Source organism: Bacteroides sp. K03 (genome assembly GCF_019734355.1).
GTDB classification, from domain to species: domain Bacteria; phylum Bacteroidota; class Bacteroidia; order Bacteroidales; family Bacteroidaceae; genus Bacteroides; species Bacteroides nordii.
Map to the genome: position 1 here is coordinate 47,818 of NZ_JAASHC010000018.1, position 25,054 is coordinate 72,871.

At 40.9% G+C, this 25,054-nt stretch carries 18 protein-coding genes and 1 tRNA gene; 13 read left to right on the top strand and 6 right to left on the bottom strand.

The window, feature by feature from the left end; all coding sequences use genetic code 11:
* Positions 1 to 10 precede the first annotated feature (10 nt).
* Together HCG69_RS13405 and feoB are read right to left on the bottom strand one after the other, a co-directional pair.
* Positions 11 to 229 carry a hypothetical protein gene (locus HCG69_RS13405; protein WP_007486464.1) on the bottom strand — a complete coding sequence of 73 codons (219 nt, stop codon included), beginning with the start codon at positions 227 to 229 and terminating at the stop codon, positions 11 to 13.
* On the bottom strand, positions 226 to 2,712 hold the full coding sequence (gene feoB / locus HCG69_RS13410; protein WP_221650440.1) for a ferrous iron transport protein B: 2,487 nt from the start codon (positions 2,710 to 2,712) through the stop codon (positions 226 to 228). Before feoB ends, HCG69_RS13405 begins: the two co-directional genes overlap by 4 nt.
* A gap of 163 nt (positions 2,713 to 2,875) precedes the next feature.
* Between feoB and tilS the strand changes: the two genes are divergently transcribed.
* Complete coding sequence (gene tilS / locus HCG69_RS13415; RefSeq protein ID WP_221650441.1) at positions 2,876 to 4,189, top strand: tRNA lysidine(34) synthetase TilS; 1,314 nt, start codon at positions 2,876 to 2,878, stop codon at positions 4,187 to 4,189.
* 121 nt (positions 4,190 to 4,310) lie between these two features.
* Here the strand turns inward: tilS and HCG69_RS13420 are convergent, their stop codons facing one another.
* Positions 4,311 to 5,147: a 4Fe-4S binding protein gene (locus tag HCG69_RS13420; protein WP_221650442.1), complete on the bottom strand. Its 837-nt coding sequence runs from the start codon at positions 5,145 to 5,147 to the stop codon at positions 4,311 to 4,313.
* A gap of 268 nt (positions 5,148 to 5,415) precedes the next feature.
* Between HCG69_RS13420 and rho the strand changes: the two genes are divergently transcribed.
* From rho to HCG69_RS13465, 9 genes are all read left to right on the top strand, one after another.
* Positions 5,416 to 7,473 (top strand): transcription termination factor Rho, encoded by a 2,058-nt coding sequence (rho, locus tag HCG69_RS13425; protein ID WP_221650443.1) that lies wholly within the window; start codon positions 5,416 to 5,418, stop codon positions 7,471 to 7,473.
* A 260-nt stretch (positions 7,474 to 7,733) separates the two neighbouring features.
* Positions 7,734 to 9,560 carry a HAMP domain-containing sensor histidine kinase gene (locus HCG69_RS13430; RefSeq protein WP_221650468.1) on the top strand — a complete coding sequence of 609 codons (1,827 nt, stop codon included), beginning with the start codon at positions 7,734 to 7,736 and terminating at the stop codon, positions 9,558 to 9,560.
* Entirely contained in the window at positions 9,557 to 11,515 is a 1,959-nt protein-coding gene (locus HCG69_RS13435) for a histidine kinase dimerization/phospho-acceptor domain-containing protein (protein ID WP_221650444.1), read from the top strand. The genes HCG69_RS13430 and HCG69_RS13435 overlap by 4 nt, the downstream gene beginning before the upstream one ends.
* A gap of 40 nt (positions 11,516 to 11,555) precedes the next feature.
* Entirely contained in the window at positions 11,556 to 12,878 is a 1,323-nt protein-coding gene (locus HCG69_RS13440) for an MATE family efflux transporter (protein WP_221650445.1), read from the top strand.
* 219 nt (positions 12,879 to 13,097) lie between these two features.
* Complete coding sequence (ffh, locus tag HCG69_RS13445) at positions 13,098 to 14,420, top strand: signal recognition particle protein (protein ID WP_221650446.1); 1,323 nt, start codon at positions 13,098 to 13,100, stop codon at positions 14,418 to 14,420.
* 342 nt (positions 14,421 to 14,762) lie between these two features.
* The gene (gene folD / locus HCG69_RS13450) at positions 14,763 to 15,644 is read left to right on the top strand and encodes a bifunctional methylenetetrahydrofolate dehydrogenase/methenyltetrahydrofolate cyclohydrolase FolD (protein ID WP_221650447.1); all 882 of its coding nucleotides are present in this window, start codon (positions 14,763 to 14,765) and stop codon (positions 15,642 to 15,644) included.
* The gene (locus tag HCG69_RS13455) at positions 15,641 to 16,783 is read left to right on the top strand and encodes a CapA family protein (protein ID WP_221650448.1); all 1,143 of its coding nucleotides are present in this window, start codon (positions 15,641 to 15,643) and stop codon (positions 16,781 to 16,783) included. The genes folD and HCG69_RS13455 overlap by 4 nt, the downstream gene beginning before the upstream one ends.
* A 73-nt stretch (positions 16,784 to 16,856) precedes the next feature.
* Positions 16,857 to 16,935, top strand: a tRNA-His gene (locus HCG69_RS13460).
* Between the two features lie 116 nt (positions 16,936 to 17,051).
* The gene (locus HCG69_RS13465) at positions 17,052 to 19,286 is read left to right on the top strand and encodes an ankyrin repeat domain-containing protein (protein ID WP_221650449.1); all 2,235 of its coding nucleotides are present in this window, start codon (positions 17,052 to 17,054) and stop codon (positions 19,284 to 19,286) included.
* A gap of 150 nt (positions 19,287 to 19,436) precedes the next feature.
* On the opposite strand, the gene HCG69_RS13470 is transcribed toward HCG69_RS13465, so the two are convergent.
* Positions 19,437 to 21,263 carry a DNA polymerase III subunit gamma/tau gene (locus HCG69_RS13470; RefSeq protein ID WP_221650450.1) on the bottom strand — a complete coding sequence of 609 codons (1,827 nt, stop codon included), beginning with the start codon at positions 21,261 to 21,263 and terminating at the stop codon, positions 19,437 to 19,439.
* A 223-nt stretch (positions 21,264 to 21,486) separates the two neighbouring features.
* Here HCG69_RS13470 and HCG69_RS13475 point away from each other — a divergent pair, with 223 nt between their 5' ends.
* Both HCG69_RS13475 and HCG69_RS13480 read left to right on the top strand, forming a co-directional pair.
* Positions 21,487 to 21,786 carry a septum formation initiator family protein gene (locus HCG69_RS13475; protein ID WP_002561156.1) on the top strand — a complete coding sequence of 100 codons (300 nt, stop codon included), beginning with the start codon at positions 21,487 to 21,489 and terminating at the stop codon, positions 21,784 to 21,786.
* The gene (locus HCG69_RS13480; protein WP_221650451.1) at positions 21,786 to 22,127 is read left to right on the top strand and encodes a hypothetical protein; all 342 of its coding nucleotides are present in this window, start codon (positions 21,786 to 21,788) and stop codon (positions 22,125 to 22,127) included. The genes HCG69_RS13475 and HCG69_RS13480 overlap by 1 nt, the downstream gene beginning before the upstream one ends.
* A gap of 359 nt (positions 22,128 to 22,486) precedes the next feature.
* Here HCG69_RS13480 and HCG69_RS13485 read toward each other — a convergent pair whose 3' ends face one another.
* On the bottom strand, positions 22,487 to 23,098 hold the full coding sequence (locus HCG69_RS13485; RefSeq protein ID WP_221650452.1) for an OmpH family outer membrane protein: 612 nt from the start codon (positions 23,096 to 23,098) through the stop codon (positions 22,487 to 22,489).
* A gap of 27 nt (positions 23,099 to 23,125) precedes the next feature.
* Positions 23,126 to 23,356 carry a hypothetical protein gene (locus tag HCG69_RS13490; protein WP_221650453.1) on the bottom strand — a complete coding sequence of 77 codons (231 nt, stop codon included), beginning with the start codon at positions 23,354 to 23,356 and terminating at the stop codon, positions 23,126 to 23,128.
* A gap of 161 nt (positions 23,357 to 23,517) precedes the next feature.
* On the opposite strand from HCG69_RS13490, the gene HCG69_RS13495 reads away from it, so the two are divergent.
* Positions 23,518 to 24,978, top strand: coding sequence for an aminoacyl-histidine dipeptidase (locus tag HCG69_RS13495; RefSeq protein ID WP_221650454.1), 1,461 nt, complete (start codon positions 23,518 to 23,520; stop codon positions 24,976 to 24,978).
* Positions 24,979 to 25,054: the final 76 nt, after the last annotated feature.

A 25,054-nucleotide genomic window follows, 5' to 3' on the forward strand; every position in this document is an offset into this window, starting at 1 on the left:
AATCTCCAAACTATCCGCAGCAATTTTTCTTTGGACGACTTTTGGTTTCTTTACATTCCTGTTGCTTCTTTTCAAGCTGACGCTTTAATTCACAGCCACTTGCACAGTTTGCACAAGGATTCTCATTATTTTTCGTGCGACGAAAAAAATTATAAATTCCATACACAATGCGAATCACACAAAGAACTAATAATACAGCAACAACGCATTCCTGCCAGTTCAAAGTCATAAAAATAATCCTCCTATCTGATAAACAGCAAAAGTTAATACCCATGCTAACACAGTAGTATATCCGGCTGTGAAAAATGCCCATTTCCAACTTCCAGACTCTTGCTTAATAGCTGCAAATGTAGCAATACATGGAAAATATATCAGTACGAACAACATATAGCAGAAAGCTACAAATGGCGTAATAGGGATTCGTTCGCCCAAAGTGGTATCATCCACATTAGCATCATTTGTATAAAGTACACCAAGCGTACTAACAACCAACTCCTTTGCACCAACTCCGGAAATCAGTCCAATACCTAATTTCCAATCAAAACCCATAGGTTCGATAACAGGTTCAATGGCTTTTCCAATCCGCCCGATATAAGAATTTTCCTGTTGTTCGGCTACGGTTTCATAGGCATCGTGATTGGGATAATATCCCAGGAACCAAATAACAACGGATGCAATCATAATAATTCCTCCCATTTTACGAAGATATTGTTCGCCTTTATCCCAGGTATGCCGGAAAATAGATTTCATAGTTGGCATACGATACGGCGGTAATTCCATCACAAACGGGGTATCATCTCCTTTAACCAGAAACTTACTGAACAGACGTGCCAATAACACTGCCAACAATATGCCAATACAATAGATAGAAAACAATACCAGCCCCGCATTGTTCGGAAAGAATGCACCCACCAACAGTAGATAAATAGGGAGACGAGCACTACACGACATCAATGGGTTAACAAGCATGGTAACAAGACGGCTCTTCCGGTTCTCAATGGTACGAGAGGCCATAATAGCAGGCACATTACACCCGAATCCCATAATCAGAGGAATAAACGATTTACCATGAAGTCCCATCTTATGCATTATCTTATCCATAATAAAAGCTGCACGAGCCATATATCCGGAATCTTCCATCAGAGAGATAAAGAAATAGAGAATAAGAATATTAGGCAGGAAAACAATAACTCCTCCTACTCCACCTACAATACCATCGACCAACATGTCTTTCAACGGACCTTCGGACATGTTATTATTTATAAGATTTCCTAATGCCTCTACCAACCACTCAATCCCCATCATCGGATACTCTCCAAGTACAAACGTACCCTCAAACATGATATACATGAAAAGGAAAAAGATTGGATACCCCCATATACGATGTGTCACAATAGAATCAAGCACTTTCGTCATCTGTGCCTTTTCCTGGTGGTTATCTGTGAAGGTTTCTTTCAGTGCACCACTGATAAAACCATACTTAGCATCGGTTATAGCAGATTCACTATCCTCATTCAATGCAGTCATCACACGTTTCGCCGCTTTTTCGCGTATACGGATAATCTCTTCTGCATTGGGCAAGGTTCGGATAATCCGTTCAACATCCGGATCATTCTCTAAAAGTTTGATTGCAAGAAAACGGGTAGAATATTTAGACCGGATGGCTTCATTTTTTGAAATCTCCTCTTTTACCGCATCAATGGCCTTTTCCAGATCGGGCCCATGATTGATATGTATATGGCGGAAAACACGTTCACCCGATTTATGAGGATGAATATAATCTTCAAAATGTTCCTCATGATGAGTTTCATCGACATGCGTACGATGCCAATCCTGCAATTCTTTAACTACCTCAGGATTAATATTACCATTTTTATCAAAGAAATCCCCCCCTTCATAAAGATTAATAATCACATGAAACAGATGATCAATACCTAGATTCTTTTTACAAACAGTGGGAACCATAGGTACGCCGAATAGTTTACTCAACAGACGATAATCGAGGGTATTGCCACTGGCTTCAAGCTCGTCATACATATTAAGAGCAATTACCATACGGACATTCATATCAATAAGTTGAGTCGTAAGATAAAGATTACGTTCCAGGTTGGAAGAATCTACAACGTTAATAATTACATCGGGAGTTTCGTCAATAATATGACGACGTACATATATTTCCTCTGGTGTGTATGCCGAAAGTGAATAAGTACCGGGGAGGTCGACTATTTTAAAATGATAACCTTCAAAGTTGAAATAACCTTCTTTTGCATCGACAGTCACCCCGCTATAGTTGCCAACATGCTCATGGGCACCGGATGCAAGATTAAACAAAGAGGTTTTTCCACAGTTCGGATTGCCAACCAACGCAACATTGATTGTTCTTCGCTTACCAAGGGCCAGACGCTTCAATTCCTCTTCACCCGGATGAACATTCTCGCTGATACTCTGGTGATAATTCTCTTGTCGCTGTGCCTGTTCTGCCGCTTCTTGTTCACCTATAATTTCGATCATCTCAGCTTCTTGCCGACGAAGCGAAATTTCATAACCTAATACTTTGTATTTGATGGGATCTTTCAAAGGGGCATTGAGTAACACTTCTACGGTCTTACCTTTAATAAAGCCCATCTCGACAATACGTTTACGGAAACCTCCGTGGCCGAGTACTTTGACGATAACGCCCTTCTCTCCTGTTCTTAATTCGGACAAACGCATACTTTGTTCTCTTAATTTTCGGCAAAGATAACAGATTAGTTCCGAGGAGACAAATTATTTAGAATGTTTTTAAATAGCGCCCCGCATAGGGAAGTACCCGGATGATGGAAAAGAATATTTAATTATTAATTATTAATTTAATCACATTGTTTATCTTTGCGATATGATAGAAAAAAAGATTGCACAATATATTGATAATGAGAAGTTGTTCCCCTTAAATGCCCGGATAATAGTGGCGTTGAGCGGTGGCGCTGATTCGGTAGCACTATTACGTATACTTCACACATTAGGATATGACTGTGAAGCCGCCCACTGTAATTTTCATTTGCGGGGAGCAGAATCAGACAGGGACGAAATGTTTGTCCGAAAGTTATGCAAAACAATGAGAATTCCATTATATACCATTGATTTTGCAACAGAACAATATGCTATTGAAAAGAAAATATCGATAGAAATGGCAGCGCGCGAACTACGTTATCAATGGTTTGCGGAAATAAAAGAGAAAACCAAAGCGGATGTAATCGCTGTAGCCCACCATCAGGACGATAGTGTAGAAACTGTATTACTCAACCTCATACGAGGAACGGGTATCAACGGATTATTAGGAATACGCCCTAAAAACGGAGATATTGTACGTCCGCTCCTATGCATCAGTCGCAAAGAAATTACAGACTACCTGCAAAATGCCGGACAAGAATACGTGACGGACAGTACAAACCTACAGGACGAGTATACACGCAATAAGATACGTCTAAACCTACTGCCACTGATGCAGGAAATCAATCCTTTAGTCAAAGAGCATATTATTGATACAAGCAATTATCTGAATGATGTAAATCGGATATATAATAAAGGTATAGAAGAAGGAAAGCAACGGGTTATAGAGAAAGGAAATATCCGTATCGTCCCCCTTTTAAAAGAGCCTTCACCAGGAGCTTTATTATTCGAGATACTCTATCCACTTGGATTCAATGCAGCACAAACAAAAAATATTCTGGCTATACTGGAAGGGCAAACCGGAAAACAGTTTATCAGTAAAGACGGCTGGAGAGTAGTCAAAGACAGAGAGTTATTATTAATCGACAAGAAAGAAAAGCAAGAAATCCCTCCTTTCTGCCTGATTAAAGAAGAGAAAGAATACACAAGAGATTTTATTATTCCCCATGAGAAACATATTGCCTGTTTCGACACCGACAAACTAATCGGAGAACTTAACTTAAGAAAATGGCAAACGGGAGATATATTTATTCCCTTCGGTATGAAAGGCAAAAAGAAAGTCAGTGATTATCTGACAGACAGGAAGTTTTCAATTATCCAGAAAGAAAACCAATGGGTATTATGTTGTGGAGACAAAATAATCTGGATCGTAGGAGAACGAACTGACAATCGCTTCCGGATAGACGAAAAAACCAAGAAAGTAACAGTATTCAAGATGAGTGAGAAAGCAACAGATAACCCACTAATAATCAACACTTAAAAGAATGTACACTTTTGTATAACAAGAATGTACAACCTTGCACCACAAAGATGTACACTCTTGTATGACAGAAGTGTACACTCTTGCAATATCTATTATTCGAGCCTTTTTGCAACCCTTATTACAAGATTGTTCTTGGCTCTTTCTGACGGGTAAAACATTGGGAAAGCAACACAGCAAACGGAGTATCATAAACCCTCGCCTGTTGTGTACATGATTTGACACAGGCACAGCACTTAATACATTTTTCAGCATCCGTATGTACTTCATCTCCTTTTACAATAGCGCCAACAGGACAATGACGTACGCATGTACCACAATGCGTACAAAGACTTTCATCATCCAGCCACGGAGTACGTGGCAAGGGTACCCCACTCTTACGTAGTTTTATTACTTTACGTAAAAAACGGAATAAAGGGAAAAAAGGTTGTTGCGGACGAGGAATAGAACGAAGATTAACCGGATACAGAGTCTCCAGGCAAGAGGCTGCCTCAACTTTTGCCCTCAACTTCTTACCAAAATCTCTGGCAAGCTCTAAATCATGAGTATCAGGACGGCCTGCTGCAATGGGACATTTAGTACTGCTATAAGAATGCTCTCCAATAAAAGTAGCTCCAGCTATTACTTTAAAGCCATTCAGTAAAACAAAAGCATCCAACTCCGTCAGCGCATTTTCGTAGGCACGATTCCCATAAACTACTACCAAAGCTACCGGAGTATCCGTACCACGGATATTCTCCAGGCGCTCCATAGCCAAAGGAGCTACATGTCCACCATATACCGGGACAACAACAATAGCCAATGCCGAAGTAGGAAGTTCCATTTCATCAACCGATTTTAAAGTCAAATCCGTCGTCAACACATTTGTTGCCCCCGTTCCATGAACAATTGCCTCTCCTACTTGTTTAGAAGTATGGGTAGGTGAAAAATAAATAAGATGAGCTTCAGTAATTATCATAATGTTATAATTTGAGTAACAAAGATACACTTTATAAATGAAAAAAATGATGATTTATTTATGAAACCAAAATTATTTATTATCTTTGCGCCGTTGAAATACTTTGCCTTCTCTCATAGGAGAGAAACAGGTAGATATCCAATTCAACAGAAACATCCCTGATTCATAATAATTAAAGCATATGTTCGCATAACCAATGACTGGTGAAGTTGTGTTGTGACGTCCGTATTCCAGCTGAACAAAAAATATTAATAACTTACTATACTGTATGTATAACATTATCCAATTAAACGACAAAGATTTGTCGGAACTACAAACTATTGCCCGCGAACTGGGTATAAAAAAGACAGACTCACTAAAGAAAGAAGAACTTGTTTACAAAATCCTTGACGAACAAGCTATCGCAGGCGCTACTAAGAAAGTTGCCGCAGATAAATTGAAAGAGGAGCGTAATGAAGACAAGAAAAAACGTTCACGGGTAGCAATGAAGAAAGAAAACAAAGTATTCTCCGCTACCAAAAATGGTGAGATAACCAAAACTGAAACAACTGCTCCCACTCCGACTCCGGCAGCCAAAGTACAACCTAAAGAAGCTAAGCCTGTAAAAGCAGAAGTTATAAAAACTGAAGTTACTACTCCTGCAACAGAAAAAACAGCAGTAACTCCCAAAAAGAAAGTAGGCCGTCCTCGTAAAAATGCTACAGAAAACAAGCCTAAAGAAGAGCAAGTAGCTCCAGTTGCAGCAGCCGAAACTGAAAAACCGGTTGAAGTAAAAAAGACAGAGGCAAAAAAGGTTGAGGTAAAGAAAATAGAGACAAAACCTATTTCAAAGCCCATTATTAAACCCAAAGCACCAGCAGTTATCGATGAAGAAAGCAATATCTTATCCGAAGGTGCTGATGACGATTTTATCCCAATAGAAGATCTCCCTTCTGAGAAAGTAGAATTACCAACAGAACTTTTCGGTAAATTCGAATCAACCAAAACAGAGCCTGTGGTTACTCCTGTTCCTGAACAGGCACAGAACCAACAGCGTCCCCGCGTTATCCGTCCCCGCGATAACAACAATAATCCTAACAACAATAACGCACCAAGAAATAATCCCCCCCGCCTGCCTATGCAGAGACCTGCCCAACAGCAGAATATGGGAGAGAATGCTCCGGCTCCGGAACGTAAAGTGATTGAGCGCGAAAAGCCTTATGAGTTTGATGATATCCTCACCGGTACAGGAGTTCTGGAAATCATGCAGGATGGCTATGGTTTTCTTCGTTCTTCTGATTATAACTACCTTTCATCTCCGGACGATATCTACGTATCTCAATCACAAATCAAATTATTCGGTCTAAAAACCGGTGATGTAGTAGAGGGTATCATTCGTCCTCCTAAAGAAGGAGAAAAATACTTTCCGCTGGTAAAAGTATCTAAAATAGATGGTCGTGATGCCGCATTCGTACGTGACCGTGTACCTTTTGACCACCTGACTCCCCTCTTCCCGGATGAGAAGTTCAGACTCTGTAAAGGCGGATACTCCGATTCGATGTCCGCACGCGTAGTAGATCTGTTTTCACCAATTGGTAAGGGGCAACGTGCTTTGATCGTGGCTCAGCCTAAAACAGGTAAGACCCTGTTGATGAAAGATATTGCTAACGCCATCGCAGCCAATCATCCGGAAGTATATATGATAATGCTATTGATCGACGAACGCCCGGAAGAAGTAACCGATATGGCACGTAGTGTAAACGCCGAAGTTATCGCCTCTACTTTTGATGAACCGGCAGAACGCCACGTGAAGATTGCAGGTATCGTACTTGAAAAAGCAAAGAGACTGGTAGAATGTGGACATGACGTAGTTATCTTCCTGGACTCTATCACACGCCTGGCACGTGCTTACAATACCGTTTCTCCGGCATCAGGTAAAGTATTGTCCGGTGGTGTGGATGCCAATGCATTGCACAAACCCAAACGCTTCTTTGGTGCTGCACGTAATATTGAGAATGGCGGTTCGCTAACCATCATCGCAACAGCATTAATCGATACCGGTTCCAAAATGGATGAGGTTATCTTCGAAGAATTCAAAGGTACAGGTAATATGGAGCTGCAGCTTGATCGCAATCTATCCAACAAGCGTATCTTCCCAGCTGTCAATATTGTGGCTTCAAGTACACGTCGTGACGACTTGTTACTTGACAAGACAACACTTGACCGCATGTGGATCCTACGCAAATACCTGGCAGATATGAATCCGATAGAAGCTATGGATTTCGTAAGAGATCGTCTTGAAAAGACAAAAGACAACGACGAGTTCCTGATGAGTATGAATAGCTAAACATATAATCTCTTAGTACTCAAATGCCGGACCCAAAATGACTATTACAGCCTAAAAGTAGACACAGATAAACACTGGCGTAGTCACCTTCGGTTATCCCAATCATGAAGGTCCTGGAGTACAGAACCTGATAGACAGAAAATAAATAAGTAAAAAGAGTGAAGATATCGTGATATCTTCACTCTTTTTACTTATTTTTGCACCAAACATCGCGAACAGGACATCAAACAGTGAGAATTTATATCTATTACATATTAGGAATGCTGGCCGGTTTTCTATATTCTGTCCCAGTCTATTCTGTGAATAACACTTCGGAACACCTTGCCGACTTACAAATTCTCATAGACAACAACTTACCTTATGCAAAAAATATAACTGCCGACAGTATTATTTTATGGGAGAAAGAGCTTGATCCACAACTAGAAAAAAACAAACAATATAGTAGCCTTTTTCATCTGAGACAATTGGTATCCAGTGCATATGCTATTCGTGGTGATATTACAATAGCTGTAGATAAAGCACACACCATGTATGAGAAAGCCAAGGAAATGAACTATGATAAAGGCATTGCCCTTTCCCTTCGTGCTATCGGAGACGCCTATCTGGGTGCAAATATGAGACAACAAGCCATCGATTCTTACACAGAAGCATTAAATATTCTAAACACTTCGGAAGATGCAGATCATCTGAAAATACATATTTTCCCAAATCTGATTCTCACACTGTTAAAGATAAGAGATACAGATAAGGCACTTACATATTTAAAACAGTTCGAAGCTCTTTTCGACAAATACCCAACTACTTCCACTCTTTTTTACGTTTCGATATGCCGGGCCTACTATTATGTCGCAATCAATCAACCAGACAAAGCACTCATATATATCACACAGGCTACAAAAGCAAACTCTGAACATAACAATCTATATATGCGTTTTGTTTTGAATTACCTGTATGCCAGCTATTATAAGCAAAGTAGTCAATATGATCTGGCTCTAGAGAAATATAGCAATCTCACCAAAGAGATAAATCCAGCCTACTCTCCTAACCAGCACATACAGTTAAATCTTCAGCAAGCCCAACTTCTGTCCAAATTAGGACAAACTGACAAAGCATGCCTCATTTACCAAACGACCAATATATTGCAGGATTCTTTGGATAATCTCAGCTATGTGCGTCAGATTAACGAACTGCGAACCATTTATCAAATAGATCAAATGGAAATTCAGAACCAACAGGAACGTAACCAGACTATCCTATGGGGTATTCTGGTAGTACTTTCTCTATCAATTCTTATCACAGTACTCATTTTCCACATACGAACAGAAAACAAACGCTTGCGCCATTCAAAAGAAGAACAGGAAAAAGCACAGAGACATGCAAGAAATTCCATCAAAACCAAAAGTCTGTTCCTTTCAAATATGAGTCATGAGATTCGCACTCCATTGAATGCTCTATCGGGGTTCTCCGCCATTCTCACAGATGATTCTATTGACAATGAAACACGGCGGCAATGCAATGATATCATACAGCAAAACTCCGAATTACTATTAAACCTGATCAACGATGTAATAGACCTGTCCAATCTGGATATGACTAAATTGGTATTTAATTTTAAAAAGTGTGATGCAGTAGTCATATGCCGTAATGTTATCGACACCGTAAAGAAAGTAAAGCAAACGCAAGCCGATGTTCACTTTGTCACCACACTGGAATCATTGCCATTGTTAACCGATGATTCACGCCTGCAACAGCTACTTATCAACCTACTAATTAATGCTACAAAGTTCACTACGGAAGGTTCCATTACTCTTGAGATACAAAAAGAATCAGATGATACCGCCATCTTTTCGGTCACTGATACCGGTTGCGGTATTCCTCTAGAAAATCAAAACCGGATATTCAACCGCTTCGAAAAGCTGAATGAAGGCGCCCAGGGTACAGGTTTGGGACTTTCTATCTGCCAGCTTATTGTTGAACAGATCGGAGGAAAAATATGGATTGATCCGGAATATACAGCAGGTGCCCGTTTCATGTTCACCCATCCTATAAAACCAGATGCAGCAACCAAAAACAAAAAGCTACAATGAAACGACTGATCTTCATATTCGCTTTATGCTGCCATATCCTGATAAGTCTGGCAGTTCCGTCAACAACCAATGCTGATAGTCTGGAAAGACTGTTGCCCGACATGCCGCATGATTCTCTACGCCTGCACACTATACAAAGCATAACACGGATGGAACAGACAAGCCCCAAATGCATCTATTACTCAAATATGTTGTTAAAGGAGGCTATCACTCAAAACAATCCCAAGTATGCCGGAATCGCACTCTACTTTCAGGTTATTTATTACTATAATCAGAATGAGCTGGATAGCGTAGTCAAAAAGATATCGGACATGGAGCCTTACGCCCGGCAAGCTGGTTTGTGGGATTATTACTTCGATTCACAAAGATGCCAGATAGATCTATACTCCTACAGAGAGCAAATCGAGCTTGCTATCAACAAGTCGCTTGAAATGTATAAGAAAGCACAAGAGGCCAAGAACATACGTGGTCTGATAGGCGCCAAGCAATGTCTCGCCAATGCCTATATGGGTACAGGCCGATGGAAAGAAGGTAAACAAGCTTTGGAAGAAGCTCATAAACTTCTTCCTCAAATGAATAATGTGATTGTAAGAAACTCCGTACTTTGCCAACTTATCTCACTCAGCAAAGCCAACAAAGATCTCCAGGATCAGAAAAAGTATCTGGATGAACAAAAGAAAATTCTGTCTGATTATATCGCAGAAAATCCAACGATGAAAGAGGCTTTTCAGGATCCGATGATTTTCAATGATATCTACTATACATATTATTATGTAGAGATGAAACAACCTCTGCTGGCCCTCCAACATCTTGAAAAAAGCACCGAATACCTCACTTCCAATACTTATTTTATGTATCGGGTACTTTATCACGATGCATATTCCTCTTATTACCGTCTTTGCAAAGAATACAACCGTGCTATCAACCAATTGGATTCTACTGTTGTACTATTAAAAGACGCTTTCAGCAGCGATTACGTCAATCAACTGTCCGCCAAAGCTGATATTCTAACCGAAGCCGGACGTAGTCAGGAAGCAATACCAATCTACGAAAAGGTTATACAGATGAAAGACTCACTGATTACCGAACTGTCCGATAAACAAATGAATCTGATACAAAGCAACTACCATATAGATAAAATGGAGCTTGAAGAAGAACAGTTGAAGAGTAAAATCCAACTTCTGGTATTCTGCATTATCGCTATTGCCCTGATCATATTAATCTTCTTCACGATACGTGCCTACCAGGTGCGAAAAGCTTTGAAGATAGCAGAAAGCGAAACCCGTAAAGCCACCCTGATGATTGAGAAAGCTAACGAGACTAAAAATCATTTTCTCTCTAATATGAGCTACAATATCCGTATCCCTCTCAACGGAGTTGTTGGTTTTTCACAACTTATAGCTTCGGAACCCAATATGGACGAAAATACGAGACAAGAGTATTCGGCCATCATCCAGAAGAATTCTGAAGAACTGATACAACTGGTAAATGATGTACTCGATCTATCCCGCCTCGAAGCCAATATGATGAAGTTTCAAATACAGACTTACGATGCAATTGCACTTTGTAATGATGCTATCTATATGGCGCAGATGAGAAACGAGGGAGTCATAGAAGTTCTGTTTAAGGCTAATATCAGCACACAGGACATCACAACAGATACCGGACGGATAACACAAGCCTTGCTCAGCACATTGATCTATCCGGACAAAAGCAAAGAAAGAAGAAAAATTACCTTTACAGTAAACCAGAGCGATACTTCAGGAATCATTCATTTCCAAATTATCAATAGCCCACTGGCTGATCCGAAATACCATTCACAACAAGCAAGCATCCGCCATGAAATAAATAAGCTGTTATTGAAACATTTCGGAGGTAGTTATACCGTCACTACCGATAAACACGGCAAACACACAATTGATTTAACTCTTCCCCCCGACAGTATATCCGGATAAAAGCGTTATCTTTGCAAATTGCAAACCTAAACGCTCATTTATGTACACTAACAAGCAAATTTGGAGTGTCAGTTACCCGATACTTCTTAGTTTACTGGCACAAAATGTTATTAACGTCACTGATACCGCCTTTCTCGGACGTGTAGGTGAAGTAGCACTCGGAGCTTCGGCTATGGGTGGACTTTTCTATATCTGCATCTTTACTATTGCTTTCGGCTTCAGTACCGGCTCGCAAATTGTTATTGCCCGCCGTAATGGCGAAGGTCGTTACTCTGACGTAGGACCGGTAATGATACAAGGTGTTATGTTCATGCTGCTGATGGCATTACTATTATTCAGCTTTACAAAGGCTTTCGGAGGCAATATTATGCGGATGCTGGTTTCCTCCGAATCCATATACGATGCCACAATGGAATTTCTGGACTGGCGTATCTACGGATTCTTCTTTTCGTTTATCAACGTAATGTTCCGGGCACTTTATATCGGCATTACGCGTACAAAGGTACTTACCATCAATGCCGTCGTCATGGCACTGACAAACGTAGTGCTGGACTATGCAATGATATTCGGGCATTTCGGCTTCCCGGAAATGGGTATCAAAGGAGCTGCCATTGCTTCTGTAATAGCAGAAGCCAGTTCCATTCTGTTCTTCCTCATTTATACGTATATCACCGTCGACCTGAAAAAGTATGGCCTGAATAAATTACGTTCTTTCGATCCTCAGTTACTGATGCGTATACTTAGTATCTCCTGTTTCACTATGTTGCAGTACTTCTTGTCAATGGCTACCTGGTTCATATTCTTCGTAGCTGTAGAAAGGTTGGGACAACGTGAACTTGCCATTGCCAATATTGTGCGAAGCATATACATCGTAATGCTCATTCCGGTAAACGCACTGGCCACCACTACTAATAGCTTGGTCAGTAACGCCATTGGCGCAGGAGGAATACAATACGTAATGACACTCATCAATAAGATAGCCCGTTTTTCATTCTTCGTTATGCTGGCATTGGTCGTCATCACCGCAACATTTCCGCAAGCTATGCTCTCCATCTATACAAATGAAGCTGCCCTGATAGCCGAGTCTGTTCCATCTGTCTATGTCATCTGCATTGCCATGCTCATAGCCTCCGTAGCCAATATCGTATTTAACGGAATATCCGGTACCGGTAACACACAAGCTGCCTTGTTACTTGAAGTAATAACCATCGTCATTTATGGTTCGTATATAATCTTCATCGGAATGTGGTTGAAAGCTCCCATCGAATGGTGCTTTACCATTGAGATTGTGTACTATACATTGTTACTTACCACAAGCTATATTTACTTCAAAAAAGCAAAATGGCAGAATAAAAAGATATAAATACAAGAGATTTTTGTACATTTGCATCCCGGTTTACCACAGAGGATACAGAGGGTACAGTTTTTTAGTGAGTAGTGATAAGTGATTAGTGATTAACTGGCTGCACTATCATGCTGCATGATACTAAATTACTTATCGTTATTCACTACTCACTAAAAATTTTGTATCCTCTGTGGTAAACCGGTCTATAAGTTTAGTAATCAGTAATTAGTATAAGATATGTTCGATAATTTAAGCGAGAGACTAGAGAGGTCGTTTAAGATTTTGAAAGGTGAGGGTCAAATCACCGAGATCAATGTAGCAGAAACACTGAAAGATGTGCGTAAAGCCCTGTTGGATGCCGATGTTAACTACAAGGTAGCAAAAACTTTTACCGATGCAGTAAAAGAGAAAGCACTGGGACAAAACGTACTTACTGCCGTGAAACCAAGCCAGTTGATGGTGAAAATCGTTCACGACGAACTTACTCAGTTAATGGGTGGAGAAACTGTTGAAATTAACACAGATGGCCATCCGGCTGTTATCCTGATGTCTGGTCTGCAAGGTTCAGGTAAGACTACCTTTTCCGGAAAGCTGGCCCGGATGCTCAAAACTAAAAAGAATCGCAAACCGTTGCTCGTAGCCTGTGACGTGTATCGTCCTGCTGCTATCGAACAGCTCCGTGTACTGGCTGAACAGATTGAAGTACCGATGTACTCTGAACCGGATAGTAAGAATCCGGTAGAAATTGCACAAAATGCAATTAAAGAAGCTAAAGCCAAAGGATACGATCTTGTAATCGTCGATACAGCCGGTCGTCTGGCTGTAGACGAAGAGATGATGAACGAAATTGCTGCTATTAAAAAAGCCATCAACCCGAATGAAATCCTTTTCGTGGTAGACTCCATGACCGGACAAGATGCTGTTAATACTGCAAAAGAATTTAATGATCGCCTCGACTTCAATGGTGTAGTATTGACAAAGCTTGACGGTGACACCCGTGGTGGTGCAGCACTCTCCATCCGTTCGGTTGTCAACAAGCCCATCAAGTTTGTAGGTACAGGCGAAAAGCTGGATGCTATTGATCAGTTCCACCCTGCACGTATGGCAGACCGTATCCTAGGTATGGGTGACATCGTTTCACTGGTAGAACGTGCACAAGAACAGTACGACGAAGAAGAAGCAAAACGTCTGCAAAAGAAAATTGCCAAGAATCAGTTCGACTTCAATGATTTCCTTAGCCAAATAGCTCAGATCAAGAAGATGGGTAACCTCAAAGAGCTTGCATCTATGATCCCTGGTGTAGGAAAGGCCATCAAAGATATTGATATTGACGATAACGCTTTCAAGAGCATTGAAGCCATCATTTATTCTATGACTCCTGCAGAACGTTCCAATCCGGAAATACTGAATGGTTCGCGCCGTACCCGTATCGCTAAAGGTAGTGGTACAACTATTCAGGAAGTAAACCGCCTGCTGAAACAATTTGATCAGACTCGTAAAATGATGAAGATGGTAACTGGCAGCAAGATGGGTAAAATGATGCCAAAAATGAAACGCTAATCTTTTAAGGAGTAAACGTTTGACTTTGGTCTTTTTATTTTGTGCCCTTGGCATCGTTAATCATAAAGTAGATTGAAACAAAACCAGTATATAAGGAGAGAGCTATGGCTTTCTCCTTTTTTCGTACCATTAATTCACAAAAGAGTTCCAATCAAGCCGATTTCAAATAAAAAGTGAGTGAGTTTCACATATAACCGTTATTTTGATGAAATACCGACTCCTCTTCTCCAAGCTTTTCGCTCCATTAATAATCTATAAATCGGCTATTGACAAAAAATGAATTCCTTTTGGCTGATTCAGTTATTTATTTTACTTTTGTCCTTCACCAAAATACTATTGAACATGACCCTTATAGATGGAAAAGCCATTTCCGAGCAAGTAAAGCAAGAGATTGCAGCTGAAGTGGCAGAAATTGTAGCCCATGGTGGCAAACGTCCTCATCTGGCTGCTATCCTTGTTGGCCACGATGGAGGTAGCGAAACGTATGTAGCTGCCAAAGTAAAAGCCTGTGAAGTTTGCGGCTTCAAATCTTCCCTCATCCGCTACGAAAGTGATGTGACAGAGGAGGAGCTGTTGGCCAAAGTACGCGAACTCAATGAAGATGCGGACGTAGACGGCTTTATCGTACAATTACCCCTACCCAAACACATCTCCGAACAAAAAGTAATCGAAACCATCGATTATCGGAAGGATGTAGATGGCTTTCATCCCATCAACGTGGGACGTATGTCCATCGGATTGCCTTGCTACGTGTCTGCCACCCCGAACGGTATTCTTGAACTGCTGAAACGCTATAAGATAGAAACCTCAGGGAAGAAGTGCGTAGTGCTGGGACGCAGTAACATTGTCGGTAAGCCCATGGCTGCCCTCATGATGCAAAAAGCCTATCCGGGCGATGCTACAGTGACTGTCTGCCACAGTCGATCCCGCGATCTGGTAAAAGAATGCCAGGAAGCTGATATCATCATTGCCGCTTTAGGACAACCGAACTTCGTAAAAGAAAATATGGTAAAAGAAGGTGCAGTAATCATCGACGTAGGTACCACACGTGTACCCGACGCTACCAAAAAATCCGGTTTTAAGCTGACAGGTGACGTTAAATTTGACGAAGTAGCACCCAAATGCTCATACATCACTCCTGTGCCGGGAGGTGTAGGTCCGATGACTATTGTTTCTTTAATGAAGAATACATTGTTGGCGGGTAAAAAAGCCATCTATAAATGAGAAATATCTCTTTGGTAATCCTCTTCTTTCTCTCCTACTCCTGCACATCCATGTCGCAGGAAAGGAGAGATTCTGTTATTAATACTTCGGATTCTATTTCCTGCCCAAAAGATAGTATTACCACCTCACGGATCACCCTCCTCTTTGCCGGAGACCTTATGCAACACCAGGCGCAGATTAATGCCGCCCGTACCTCTACAGGATACGATTACTCAGATTGTTTTAAATTCGTTAAGGAAGAAATAGACCGGGCAGACATTGCAATTGCAAACCTTGAAGTAACATTGGGGGGGAAACCCTATCGCGGCTACCCTGCCTTTAGTGCACCGGATGAATATCTTTTCGCCATTCGCGATGCAGGTTTCGATGTTTTGATAACAGCTAATAACCATTGTCTTGATAAAGGTAGAAAAGGATTAGAGAGGACCTTGCTAATGCTCGATTCATTACAAATTCCACATGCAGGAACTTATGTCAATACTGAATCACGTGACCAACAATACCCTTTATTACTGGAAAAGAATGGCTTTCGCATTGCCCTTTTAAATTATACTTATGGTACAAACGGTATCAAAGTAACCTCTCCCAATGTGGTAAACTATATCGATAAAGCAGTAATGGCACAAGATATTGAAGCTGCCAGGGCACAACATCCCGATGCCCTCATTGCCTGTATGCATTGGGGTGATGAATATCAGTCACTTCCCAATAAAGAACAAAAGAATCTCACAGACTGGTTATTACAGCAGGGAGTTACCCACATTATCGGTTCGCACCCACACGTAGTGCAACCCATGGAGCTCCTTACGGACAGCATAACCGGAAATCAGCATGTGATAGTCTATTCTCTCGGAAATTTCATCTCTAATATGTCTGCCCGGCGTACTGATGGTGGTTTACTATTTAAGTTAGAACTCGAAAAAGACAGTGTCACTCGTGTAGCCAATTGTGGTTATAGCTTAGTGTGGACATCACGTCCCGTTCTCTCCCGAAAAAAAAATCATATATTATATCCCATTAATTATCCGGCAGACTCACTTTCTGTTACAGAGCGTAACCACCTGAAAATCTTCATAAATGATGCTCAATCACTATTTAGGAAGCATAACAAAGGAATAAAAGAGTACACTTTTTATTAAAAAAATCTCATGGAATATTTGCAGATTAAAAGTTTATATCTATCTTTGCACCGCGTTAGAGAAACGCAAACATGGTGGATGTAGTTCAGTTGGTTAGAGCGTCAGATTGTGGTTCTGAATGTCGCCGGTTCGAGTCCGGTCTTCCACCCCCAAAGAAAGAGGAATTTCAGTAATGAGATTCCTCTTTCTTTTTGTTTATAAGACATTTGCGGATGTATTTCTACTTTTTCATACTTTCGTAGATTAGATTCAACAACAATTATTAGATATGATAAAGACCAAACTACTATTGAAGCTTCTATGTTGCCTTCTTTTCCTATCAATTCAGGCACAAAACACAAAAAGAACTCTTCTCCCGGCTCAATATACCTCCATAAAAACGGGTGATACTTTGACATTACGTCAGATGTTGAATGAGGGAGTCCCGATGGATGCTGCAGAGGAAGACGGAAAAACACTGTTGATGAAAGCTGCTGCCAAAGGCGATTTAGTACAAATAAAATTCTTACTCGAAGCCGGTGCCGATGTGGAGCAAAAAAGCAATAAGGGGTATACTCCATTATATTATGCAGCCAGTGAAAACCAGAAAGAAGCCATTGATATGCTACTGAAGGCTGGTGCCGACCTGAACAAAAAAGGACCATTAGGATTATCCATCACTGCAGAAATCAGTTTTTTCCACAACCTTACTATGACGCGTTATCTGTTGGAAAAAGGAGCCAAAGTGGATGAAAAGGAGATAAAAGAGTTATTGTGTTACCTGACCTACCAGCATAATGAAAAAAAACACATGAGAGCAGATGTTTACACGCCGGCATTAAAACTCTGGTTGCAACAGGGTGAAAAAATAACAGTCAGCCCACAGGACATTAAAAACAGTAAACTTCTGAGCATGTATGCTATTTCTTCCGAACAAGCTACGAAACTTAGCCTTAAGTTCAGATTGCTTCGACTGCAATTCATAGAAGAGGCCAAACAAGAACAACAAAAAGAGCAACAAAGAAAAGAACGAAAACTGGCAGAATTGCGCGAACAGGATAGCTTGCGCAATCTGATGGAAACCGGAAACTATGATCATAAAAAGTGGGAACTAAATACATCTATCCGCATTATCATAGAAGAAGACGGGACGAGCAGGACGGGAAGCTGGATCCATGCTTCTCCCCGGGTAGATTACCTGCACAATCATATTGGAGAAGGTGCTACGCCAACGCTCGTGCTACTTTCAATACTCGTTGCAGTCATCTTTGTCTGGGTGATGTCCAAAAAAGTATTCCCTTCTATCCGCAAAGAAGAAGGCATGTTTTTTCTCATGCTATACTTTGTCGTCATACAAAGTATCATACTTTATTTTATGTTTTCTTCCCTATATACTGATTTTGACGAACTAATCGTAAGGAATACAGGAAAGGAATATGCCGCCAAGTATGATTACACTGGTTTCCACTTTATCACAGCAGACAGTATCGCTGTTGTAGTAAAAGGAGTATGCACATTCGATGGCGGAGTAGACTCAGAGACATGCATTCCCATTCGTTACGATGATACAGCAATGAAGCTGGTTGTCGATATGCAGAAATACACGCTTCGAAATTGGAACCAGATACTCCTTACCGGTATTCTCCTGCTGCTGAACTTCCTGTTGTGCTATGGTAAGTTCAACTTCCTATTAAAGAAGGTATTTCGCACCCGGCATTCAAAACATGATACTCCCTATCAAGATTATATCTATTTCCCATGGCACTTCAAAAATAAGAAGTACGAAACATTCGACCAATTCAAGAGTGAACTGGAACATTGCCGTGCAGAATGGGACATGGAGGATTATTCTGATAAAACATATGAGACACCCTGTATTCTAATCCGATACAATAGAATGACTGAAAAGAACTCACCTCACTTTGAAATAGAAATCCTTCCCGATAACGGAAAATACATTTCTATGGACGAATGGATATATAAACTTCAGAATGAACTCGCTCCTTATATGGAAAGCCTGGGAGAACCTGACAGTGCGAATGTATGGATTCTCAAAGGATGGACAGCAGGAAAGGAAATGAAATGCGATTTATCACTCTTCTCGTCTTTGGAAGATAGTGATGTGATATTGGCAGATGTCATCTGGAAGTTTACAGAAACGGAATATACGGATTACCGCACCTTTATAAGAGAAGTAATCGTATTTCAATCGGAACACGGAAACCATTTCTGGAATCCGGATGTTGTCGTGATTAAACAACCATCCTTCACCCTTTGCTATTACAGCCCGCAAACAAGGCACATGGAGGTATATGATATGGAAGCAGATAACGGTGCAACCTTCACAGAAGGAGAAATTCTGTATAAAATACACAACCGGATGAAAGATATACTGCCCGGTCAGGAGTTTTGCTATCTCCAGTATCTTATCTTCAGATCGTTCGAAGCAGATACGCTGGAAGAATTAGAAAAAAAACAAAACGAAAAGGAACTTTATGACCTGTTTACGACAAATGAGATATAAGCATCTGATGAATTGAAAGGGACGTTTCTAAAAGTATGCAACTCTACAAAGCAGCATTAAATGTAATGCCCCGTTACATATATTATTATCCATGATAACATATATTGTAACGGGGCATTACATATATTGGCTTAATCTTTACAACTTACACTAATATAATTCCAACCCGAACTCCTCCTTCAAATGCAACAGCGCTTCGTTTTTCTTTGCCATCATCTGGAACTTCTCCACACGACTAAACGCCCGTACATTTTCTGCTGCCTCACTGACACGGACCGTCATTCTCACTTTCCGGTTCTTTAAACGGCTTCGAAGATAGTTCTGTACATCCGGAATCATAGAAGTGAAATCCTTTGCTACAATCTCATTATCTACCACAACCTCGAAAGTAATAGCATCACTAAGCAATGTCAAACGTATATTCTGCATACGCATAGCAAGTGCTTTATGCTCCACAGGAAGACGACCGGCATACTCCTGCCAGTAATAATTCAAATCCTTTTCATTGAATATATAATCCTCTTCAGGTTGAACCTGTGCGTGAGCAGGTGTCTGGACAGCTGTTGTACTCTGCGCAGCAGCTTCCTTTTGAGGATGCCTGATAGACACTCCAAGACTGGACTTACTCATTACAGGAATTTTCTTCTCTTCCTGCACAGCGGCTTTCACCACAGCATCAGGTACACCCGCAGGAGACGAAGTAGAAGATCCGACAGCAGAAACAGGTTGAACCGGAGCAGCCTGAGCCGGTTGAGCAGTTGCAGTTTGTTGCTGAGTTTGAGGTGCAACAGGAGCAGTCTGTGGTTGCTGAGCAGCTACAGATTGCGTAAATATGGGTTTTATAGCTTGTTTAGGGCCACGCCCACCACCCACATCATCCCCCTCGATGGTAAGCTGGGCAACCTGTATCAAGGTCAGTTCTACCAGCAAACGCTTATTTTTGCTGGCCCGGTAATTCAGATCACAATCATTACAGAGCTTCATAGCCCGATACAAAAAAGGTAACGGACACTTCTGTGCCTGCTCCTGATAACGCTGACGAATACTTGCTCCCACTTCAAGCAATGCCAAAGTAGCGGGATCTTTACTCACAAGCAAATCACGAAAATGTGACGAAAGCCCTGTTATGAAGTGACTGCCATCAAAGCCTTTATTCAATACATCGTTGAACAACAGCAATGCATCACTTACTTTATTTTCGAGAAAACAATCGGTCAGCCTGAAATAATATTCATAATCCAGCACATTGAGATTCTCAATAACACTTTTATAGGTAATATGCCCACCGGTGAAACTAACTACCTGATCAAAGATAGAAAGAGCATCACGCATACCACCATCTGCTTTCAGTGCTATTACATTCAGCGCTTCGGGTTCGGCTGTTATATTCTCTTTGGAAGCAACATAAGTTAAGTGTTGTACCGTATCGTCCACACTGATACGATTGAAATCATAAATCTGGCAACGCGACAAGATAGTAGGAAGTATTTTATGCTTCTCCGTTGTAGCCAAAATAAAAATAGCATGACGGGGAGGCTCTTCCAGCGTTTTCAAGAACGCATTAAAAGCAGAAGCAGACAACATATGCACCTCATCAATGATATACACTTTATACTTACCTATCTGAGGCGGGATACGCACCTGCTCTACCAACTGACGGATATCATCCACCGAGTTATTGGAAGCTGCATCAAGTTCATGAATATTATACGAACGTTGCTCATTGAAAGCCACACAAGATTCACAAGCATTACACGCTTCTCCATCCGCAGTAAGCGACATACAGTTGATAGTCTTGGCAAAAATACGGGCGCAAGTTGTTTTTCCTACTCCACGGGGACCACAAAACAGATAGGCATGAGCCAGTTTCTGTGTGGCGATGGCATTTTTCAGTGTAGTAGTCAATGCCCGCTGACCTACCACCGACTCAAAGGTGGACGGACGATACTTACGGGCAGATACAATATAGTTTTCCATACGTCAGAATCTCTCTGTTTTTTTTGAGTTTATGCAAAAATAGCGCAATGAGAACAGAGGCAAGCCTGCCTGAGCTATGTCAAGTGAACCTATTTTTGCTTTCACTGCAAATGTACGCAAAAAAAGTAAGAAGTAATAAGTGACGAGTGAGAAGTTTTAGGCAAGAAGTGGCAACTTTTAAGTTATAAGTTTTATCTTTGCATTCAGAATTAAAGGAGAAATCATGGGCAATTTACTAACAATCTGGGAGTTCATCGGTAAGCATAAATACCTTATCACTATTCTGATTTTTGCAGCCATCATTGGTTTTCTGGATGAGAACAGTGCCATTCGCCGTATTGGATACACGCGTGAAATCAGCCGCTTGCAGAGTGAAATTGATAAATACCGTGCCGATTACGAAGAGAATACAAAGAAGCTCAACGAACTAAGCAGTAATCCGGATGCCATTGAGCAGATAGCGCGTGAAAAGTATCTGATGAAGAAACCGAACGAAGACATTTACGTATTTGAAGATAAATAATGAAGCAACTCATACCCGCACTTTTCGCCGTAGGCGCTCTCATGGCTCTTGTTGGAGCAGCAGTATTCATCACCGGATGGGTTTATGCACCTTATATATATACCATTGGTGCAGGCTTTGTAGCACTGGCACAAATCAATACCCCCGTTCGCGGTAAAAGTAAAACACTGAAGCGCCTCCGTATTCAACAAATATTCGGAGCAATTGCACTTGTACTAACCGGAGCTTTCATGTTTTTCACGCGTGGTAATGACTGGATCGCATGTCTCACTATCGCCGCTATTCTCGAACTCTACACAGCTTTCCGTATTCCACAGGAAGAAGCCAAACTACAACAATAATATTTCCGGCATCGGAAGGTACATCAGTAATGGTCATTATTGACGCAGATTAGTGCGATTTTGATCAATATTTCACCACAGAGAACGCAGAGAACACGGAGTTTTAAATCTTTATTAAAACGCAGATGAACGCAAATTCTCGCAAAGGGAAATAATGATAAAATAAAGAACTACAGTTTTTTAATCTGTGTTCATCCACGATCATCCGTGTTTCATCAGAGAAAATAATATCTCTGTGCCCTCCGTGTCCTCTGTGGTAAACTGATTCATTTCCGGTCAGCTTTGAACTCATTACTAATAAAGAAAAAAGGCAACCCCGTTTATCACGAAACTGCCTTTAGCTCTAAGTTTTTTATCTATTACTTCTTAGCAGCAGAAGTATATCTTGCATTCAAACCGTCGATAATCTCTTGTGTGATATTAAACGAACTATCGGCATAAAGCAGATTATCAAAACCTGTATTACTTAAAATCAGATTATAACCTTTAGTCTTGTTATACTCTTTCAAGAAAACGTTGATAGAGTCACGCAACTGCAAACTATTCTTCTGATTCTCTGTAGCCAGCTGATTGGACAGGTTATTTTGTAATACCTGCAAATCCTGTTGCATCTTCATCAAACGGTTATACTCCTGTTGAGCTCTTTCCGGAGAGATGAATGCATTGTTTTCATATTTCTTTTGGAATTCTTTCTGTTCCTTATCAAGAGCAGCAGCCTTCTGATTCAACGTCATACGGATGTTCTCTTCCTTTTTCATCATGGCCTCATTCAGGTCAATGCAAAAATTATATTTGGAAAGCAATGTATCTACTTCAACGTAAGCGATTTTTAAATCACCGGATACAGTAGCAGTTGCTGCTTCTCCGCCAGTTGTCGTAGTTTGTGTGTCAGCTTTACCTGCGCATTGTGAAAATAAAACGATGATCGCAAGAGCAGCAAAACCGTTAATGAGGCAATTTATTCTCTTCATAACTTGTAAAATATAGTTTTTAATTAATTAGTTCATACTATCATTTAAGGCTTTTTCAAGATCAGCAATAGAACGACGCTTTTGTTGCGCTTCACGGTCCTGAGACTGAGCACAGCCAATTCCCTTTTCTCTCAGTGATTTATTACCACTCACATGTCCATTAGGGAATTTTCCACCCTTTACAAAAAAGACTTTGAGACCTAATAATACGAGACAAATAGCAACTATTAACAGAGTAAACAGTATTGTATTAAGCATTTCTATTAATTTTGTGGGTGCAAATATAGACTTTTGTATGGACTCAACCGCCTTTTTTATTATAAAAAAAGAGAAACGTGCTCATAAACCTCAAGAGTTTTAACCATATTTAGCAGAATGACGTTAAATTTTAATCATTCACTTAAATAAAAAGAAAAAGAATGGAAAAACAAGAACTAAAGCCGGCAGGCGTATTCAAGTATTTCGCAGAAATATGCCAAGTGCCACGTCCTTCAAAGAAGGAAGAAAAAATTATTGCATATTTAAAAGAATTCGGAGAAAAACATAATCTGGAAACAAAAGTAGACGAAGCCGGAAACGTATTAATCAAGAAGCCTGCTACTCCAGGCAAAGAAAACCTGCAAACCGTAGTATTACAATCGCATGTAGACATGGTATGCGAAAAGAATAATAATGTGGAGCATGACTTCCTCACGGACCCTATTGAAACAGAAATAGACGGTGAATGGTTGAAAGCAAAAGGTACAACACTGGGAGCAGACAACGGCATCGGTGTAGCCACCGAACTTACCATCCTTGCCGATGACACCATTGAACACGGACCATTGGAGTGTCTGTTCACTGTAGACGAAGAAACCGGCCTCACCGGAGCATTTGCCCTGAAAGAAGGATTTATGAACGGAGATATCCTGTTGAACCTCGATTCAGAAGACGAAGGAGAATTGTTTATCGGGTGTGCAGGAGGAATTGATTCTGTTGCCGAATTCACATATAAAGAGGTAGAAGTACCAGACGGATATTTCTTCTTTAAAGTAGAAGTGAAAGGCCTGAAAGGTGGACACTCCGGTGGTGATATCCATTTGGGACGTGGCAATGCCAATAAAATACTAAATCGCTTCCTTAGTCAGATGAGTACGAAGTACGACTTATATCTGTGCGAAATCAATGGAGGAAACCTACGCAATGCCATCCCTCGCGAAGCATATGCCATCTGTGCTGTTCCTGAAGATGCCAAACACGACGTACGGGCAGATCTCAACGTATTCACAGCTGAAGTAGAGAACGAACTTGCCGTAACAGAACCTGATTTAAAACTTGTATTAGAATCAGAAGCTCCCCGTGCTAAAGCAATTGATCAGGATACTACCGCCCGTTTACTCAAAGCACTCTATGCAGTACCTCACGGAGTATATGCCATGAGTCAGGATATTCCGGGATTGGTAGAAACATCTACTAATCTGGCATCTGTCAAGATGAAACCGGATAACGTCATCCGCATTGAAACCAGCCAACGCAGTTCTATCCTTTCTGCCCGCAACGACATGGCAAATACAGTTCGTGCAGCTTTCCAACTGGCAGGTGCAAAGGTCAGTTTCGGAGAAGGCTACCCAGGCTGGAAACCCAACCCACACTCAGCCATCCTTGAAGTGGCAGCCGCCTCTTACAAACGTTTGTTTGGTGTAGACGCTAAAGTTAAAGCTATCCATGCCGGTCTGGAATGCGGACTCTTTCTCGACAAATATCCCTCATTAGACATGATTTCCTTTGGTCCTACATTGACCGGAGTTCACTCACCGGATGAGCGTATGCACATTCCTTCGGTAGATAAATTCTGGCGTCATCTGCTGGACGTACTGGCAAATATCCCGGAAAAGAAATAATAAACCAACGCATTTGCCGTTAATATTAGGCACGGATTCCTCTATCCGTGCCTGATTTTTATATATAAGATTAAGG

What these genes read in the sequence shown, in the direction of transcription:
- HCG69_RS13405 (WP_007486464.1), bottom strand. Translation starts at nt 229, where the DNA reads ATGACTTTGAACTGGCAGGAATGCGTTGTTGCTGTATTATTAGTTCTT.
- feoB (WP_221650440.1), bottom strand. Translation starts at nt 2,712, where the DNA reads ATGCGTTTGTCCGAATTAAGAACAGGAGAGAAGGGCGTTATCGTCAAA.
- tilS (WP_221650441.1), top strand. Translation starts at nt 2,876, where the DNA reads ATGATAGAAAAAAAGATTGCACAATATATTGATAATGAGAAGTTGTTC.
- HCG69_RS13420 (WP_221650442.1), bottom strand. Translation starts at nt 5,147, where the DNA reads ATGATAATTACTGAAGCTCATCTTATTTATTTTTCACCTACCCATACT.
- rho (WP_221650443.1), top strand. Translation starts at nt 5,416, where the DNA reads ATGTATAACATTATCCAATTAAACGACAAAGATTTGTCGGAACTACAA.
- HCG69_RS13430 (WP_221650468.1), top strand. Translation starts at nt 7,734, where the DNA reads ATGCTGGCCGGTTTTCTATATTCTGTCCCAGTCTATTCTGTGAATAAC.
- HCG69_RS13435 (WP_221650444.1), top strand. Translation starts at nt 9,557, where the DNA reads ATGAAACGACTGATCTTCATATTCGCTTTATGCTGCCATATCCTGATA.
- HCG69_RS13440 (WP_221650445.1), top strand. Translation starts at nt 11,556, where the DNA reads ATGTACACTAACAAGCAAATTTGGAGTGTCAGTTACCCGATACTTCTT.
- ffh (WP_221650446.1), top strand. Translation starts at nt 13,098, where the DNA reads ATGTTCGATAATTTAAGCGAGAGACTAGAGAGGTCGTTTAAGATTTTG.
- folD (WP_221650447.1), top strand. Translation starts at nt 14,763, where the DNA reads ATGACCCTTATAGATGGAAAAGCCATTTCCGAGCAAGTAAAGCAAGAG.
- HCG69_RS13455 (WP_221650448.1), top strand. Translation starts at nt 15,641, where the DNA reads ATGAGAAATATCTCTTTGGTAATCCTCTTCTTTCTCTCCTACTCCTGC.
- HCG69_RS13465 (WP_221650449.1), top strand. Translation starts at nt 17,052, where the DNA reads ATGATAAAGACCAAACTACTATTGAAGCTTCTATGTTGCCTTCTTTTC.
- HCG69_RS13470 (WP_221650450.1), bottom strand. Translation starts at nt 21,263, where the DNA reads ATGGAAAACTATATTGTATCTGCCCGTAAGTATCGTCCGTCCACCTTT.
- HCG69_RS13475 (WP_002561156.1), top strand. Translation starts at nt 21,487, where the DNA reads ATGGGCAATTTACTAACAATCTGGGAGTTCATCGGTAAGCATAAATAC.
- HCG69_RS13480 (WP_221650451.1), top strand. Translation starts at nt 21,786, where the DNA reads ATGAAGCAACTCATACCCGCACTTTTCGCCGTAGGCGCTCTCATGGCT.
- HCG69_RS13485 (WP_221650452.1), bottom strand. Translation starts at nt 23,098, where the DNA reads ATGAAGAGAATAAATTGCCTCATTAACGGTTTTGCTGCTCTTGCGATC.
- HCG69_RS13490 (WP_221650453.1), bottom strand. Translation starts at nt 23,356, where the DNA reads ATGCTTAATACAATACTGTTTACTCTGTTAATAGTTGCTATTTGTCTC.
- HCG69_RS13495 (WP_221650454.1), top strand. Translation starts at nt 23,518, where the DNA reads ATGGAAAAACAAGAACTAAAGCCGGCAGGCGTATTCAAGTATTTCGCA.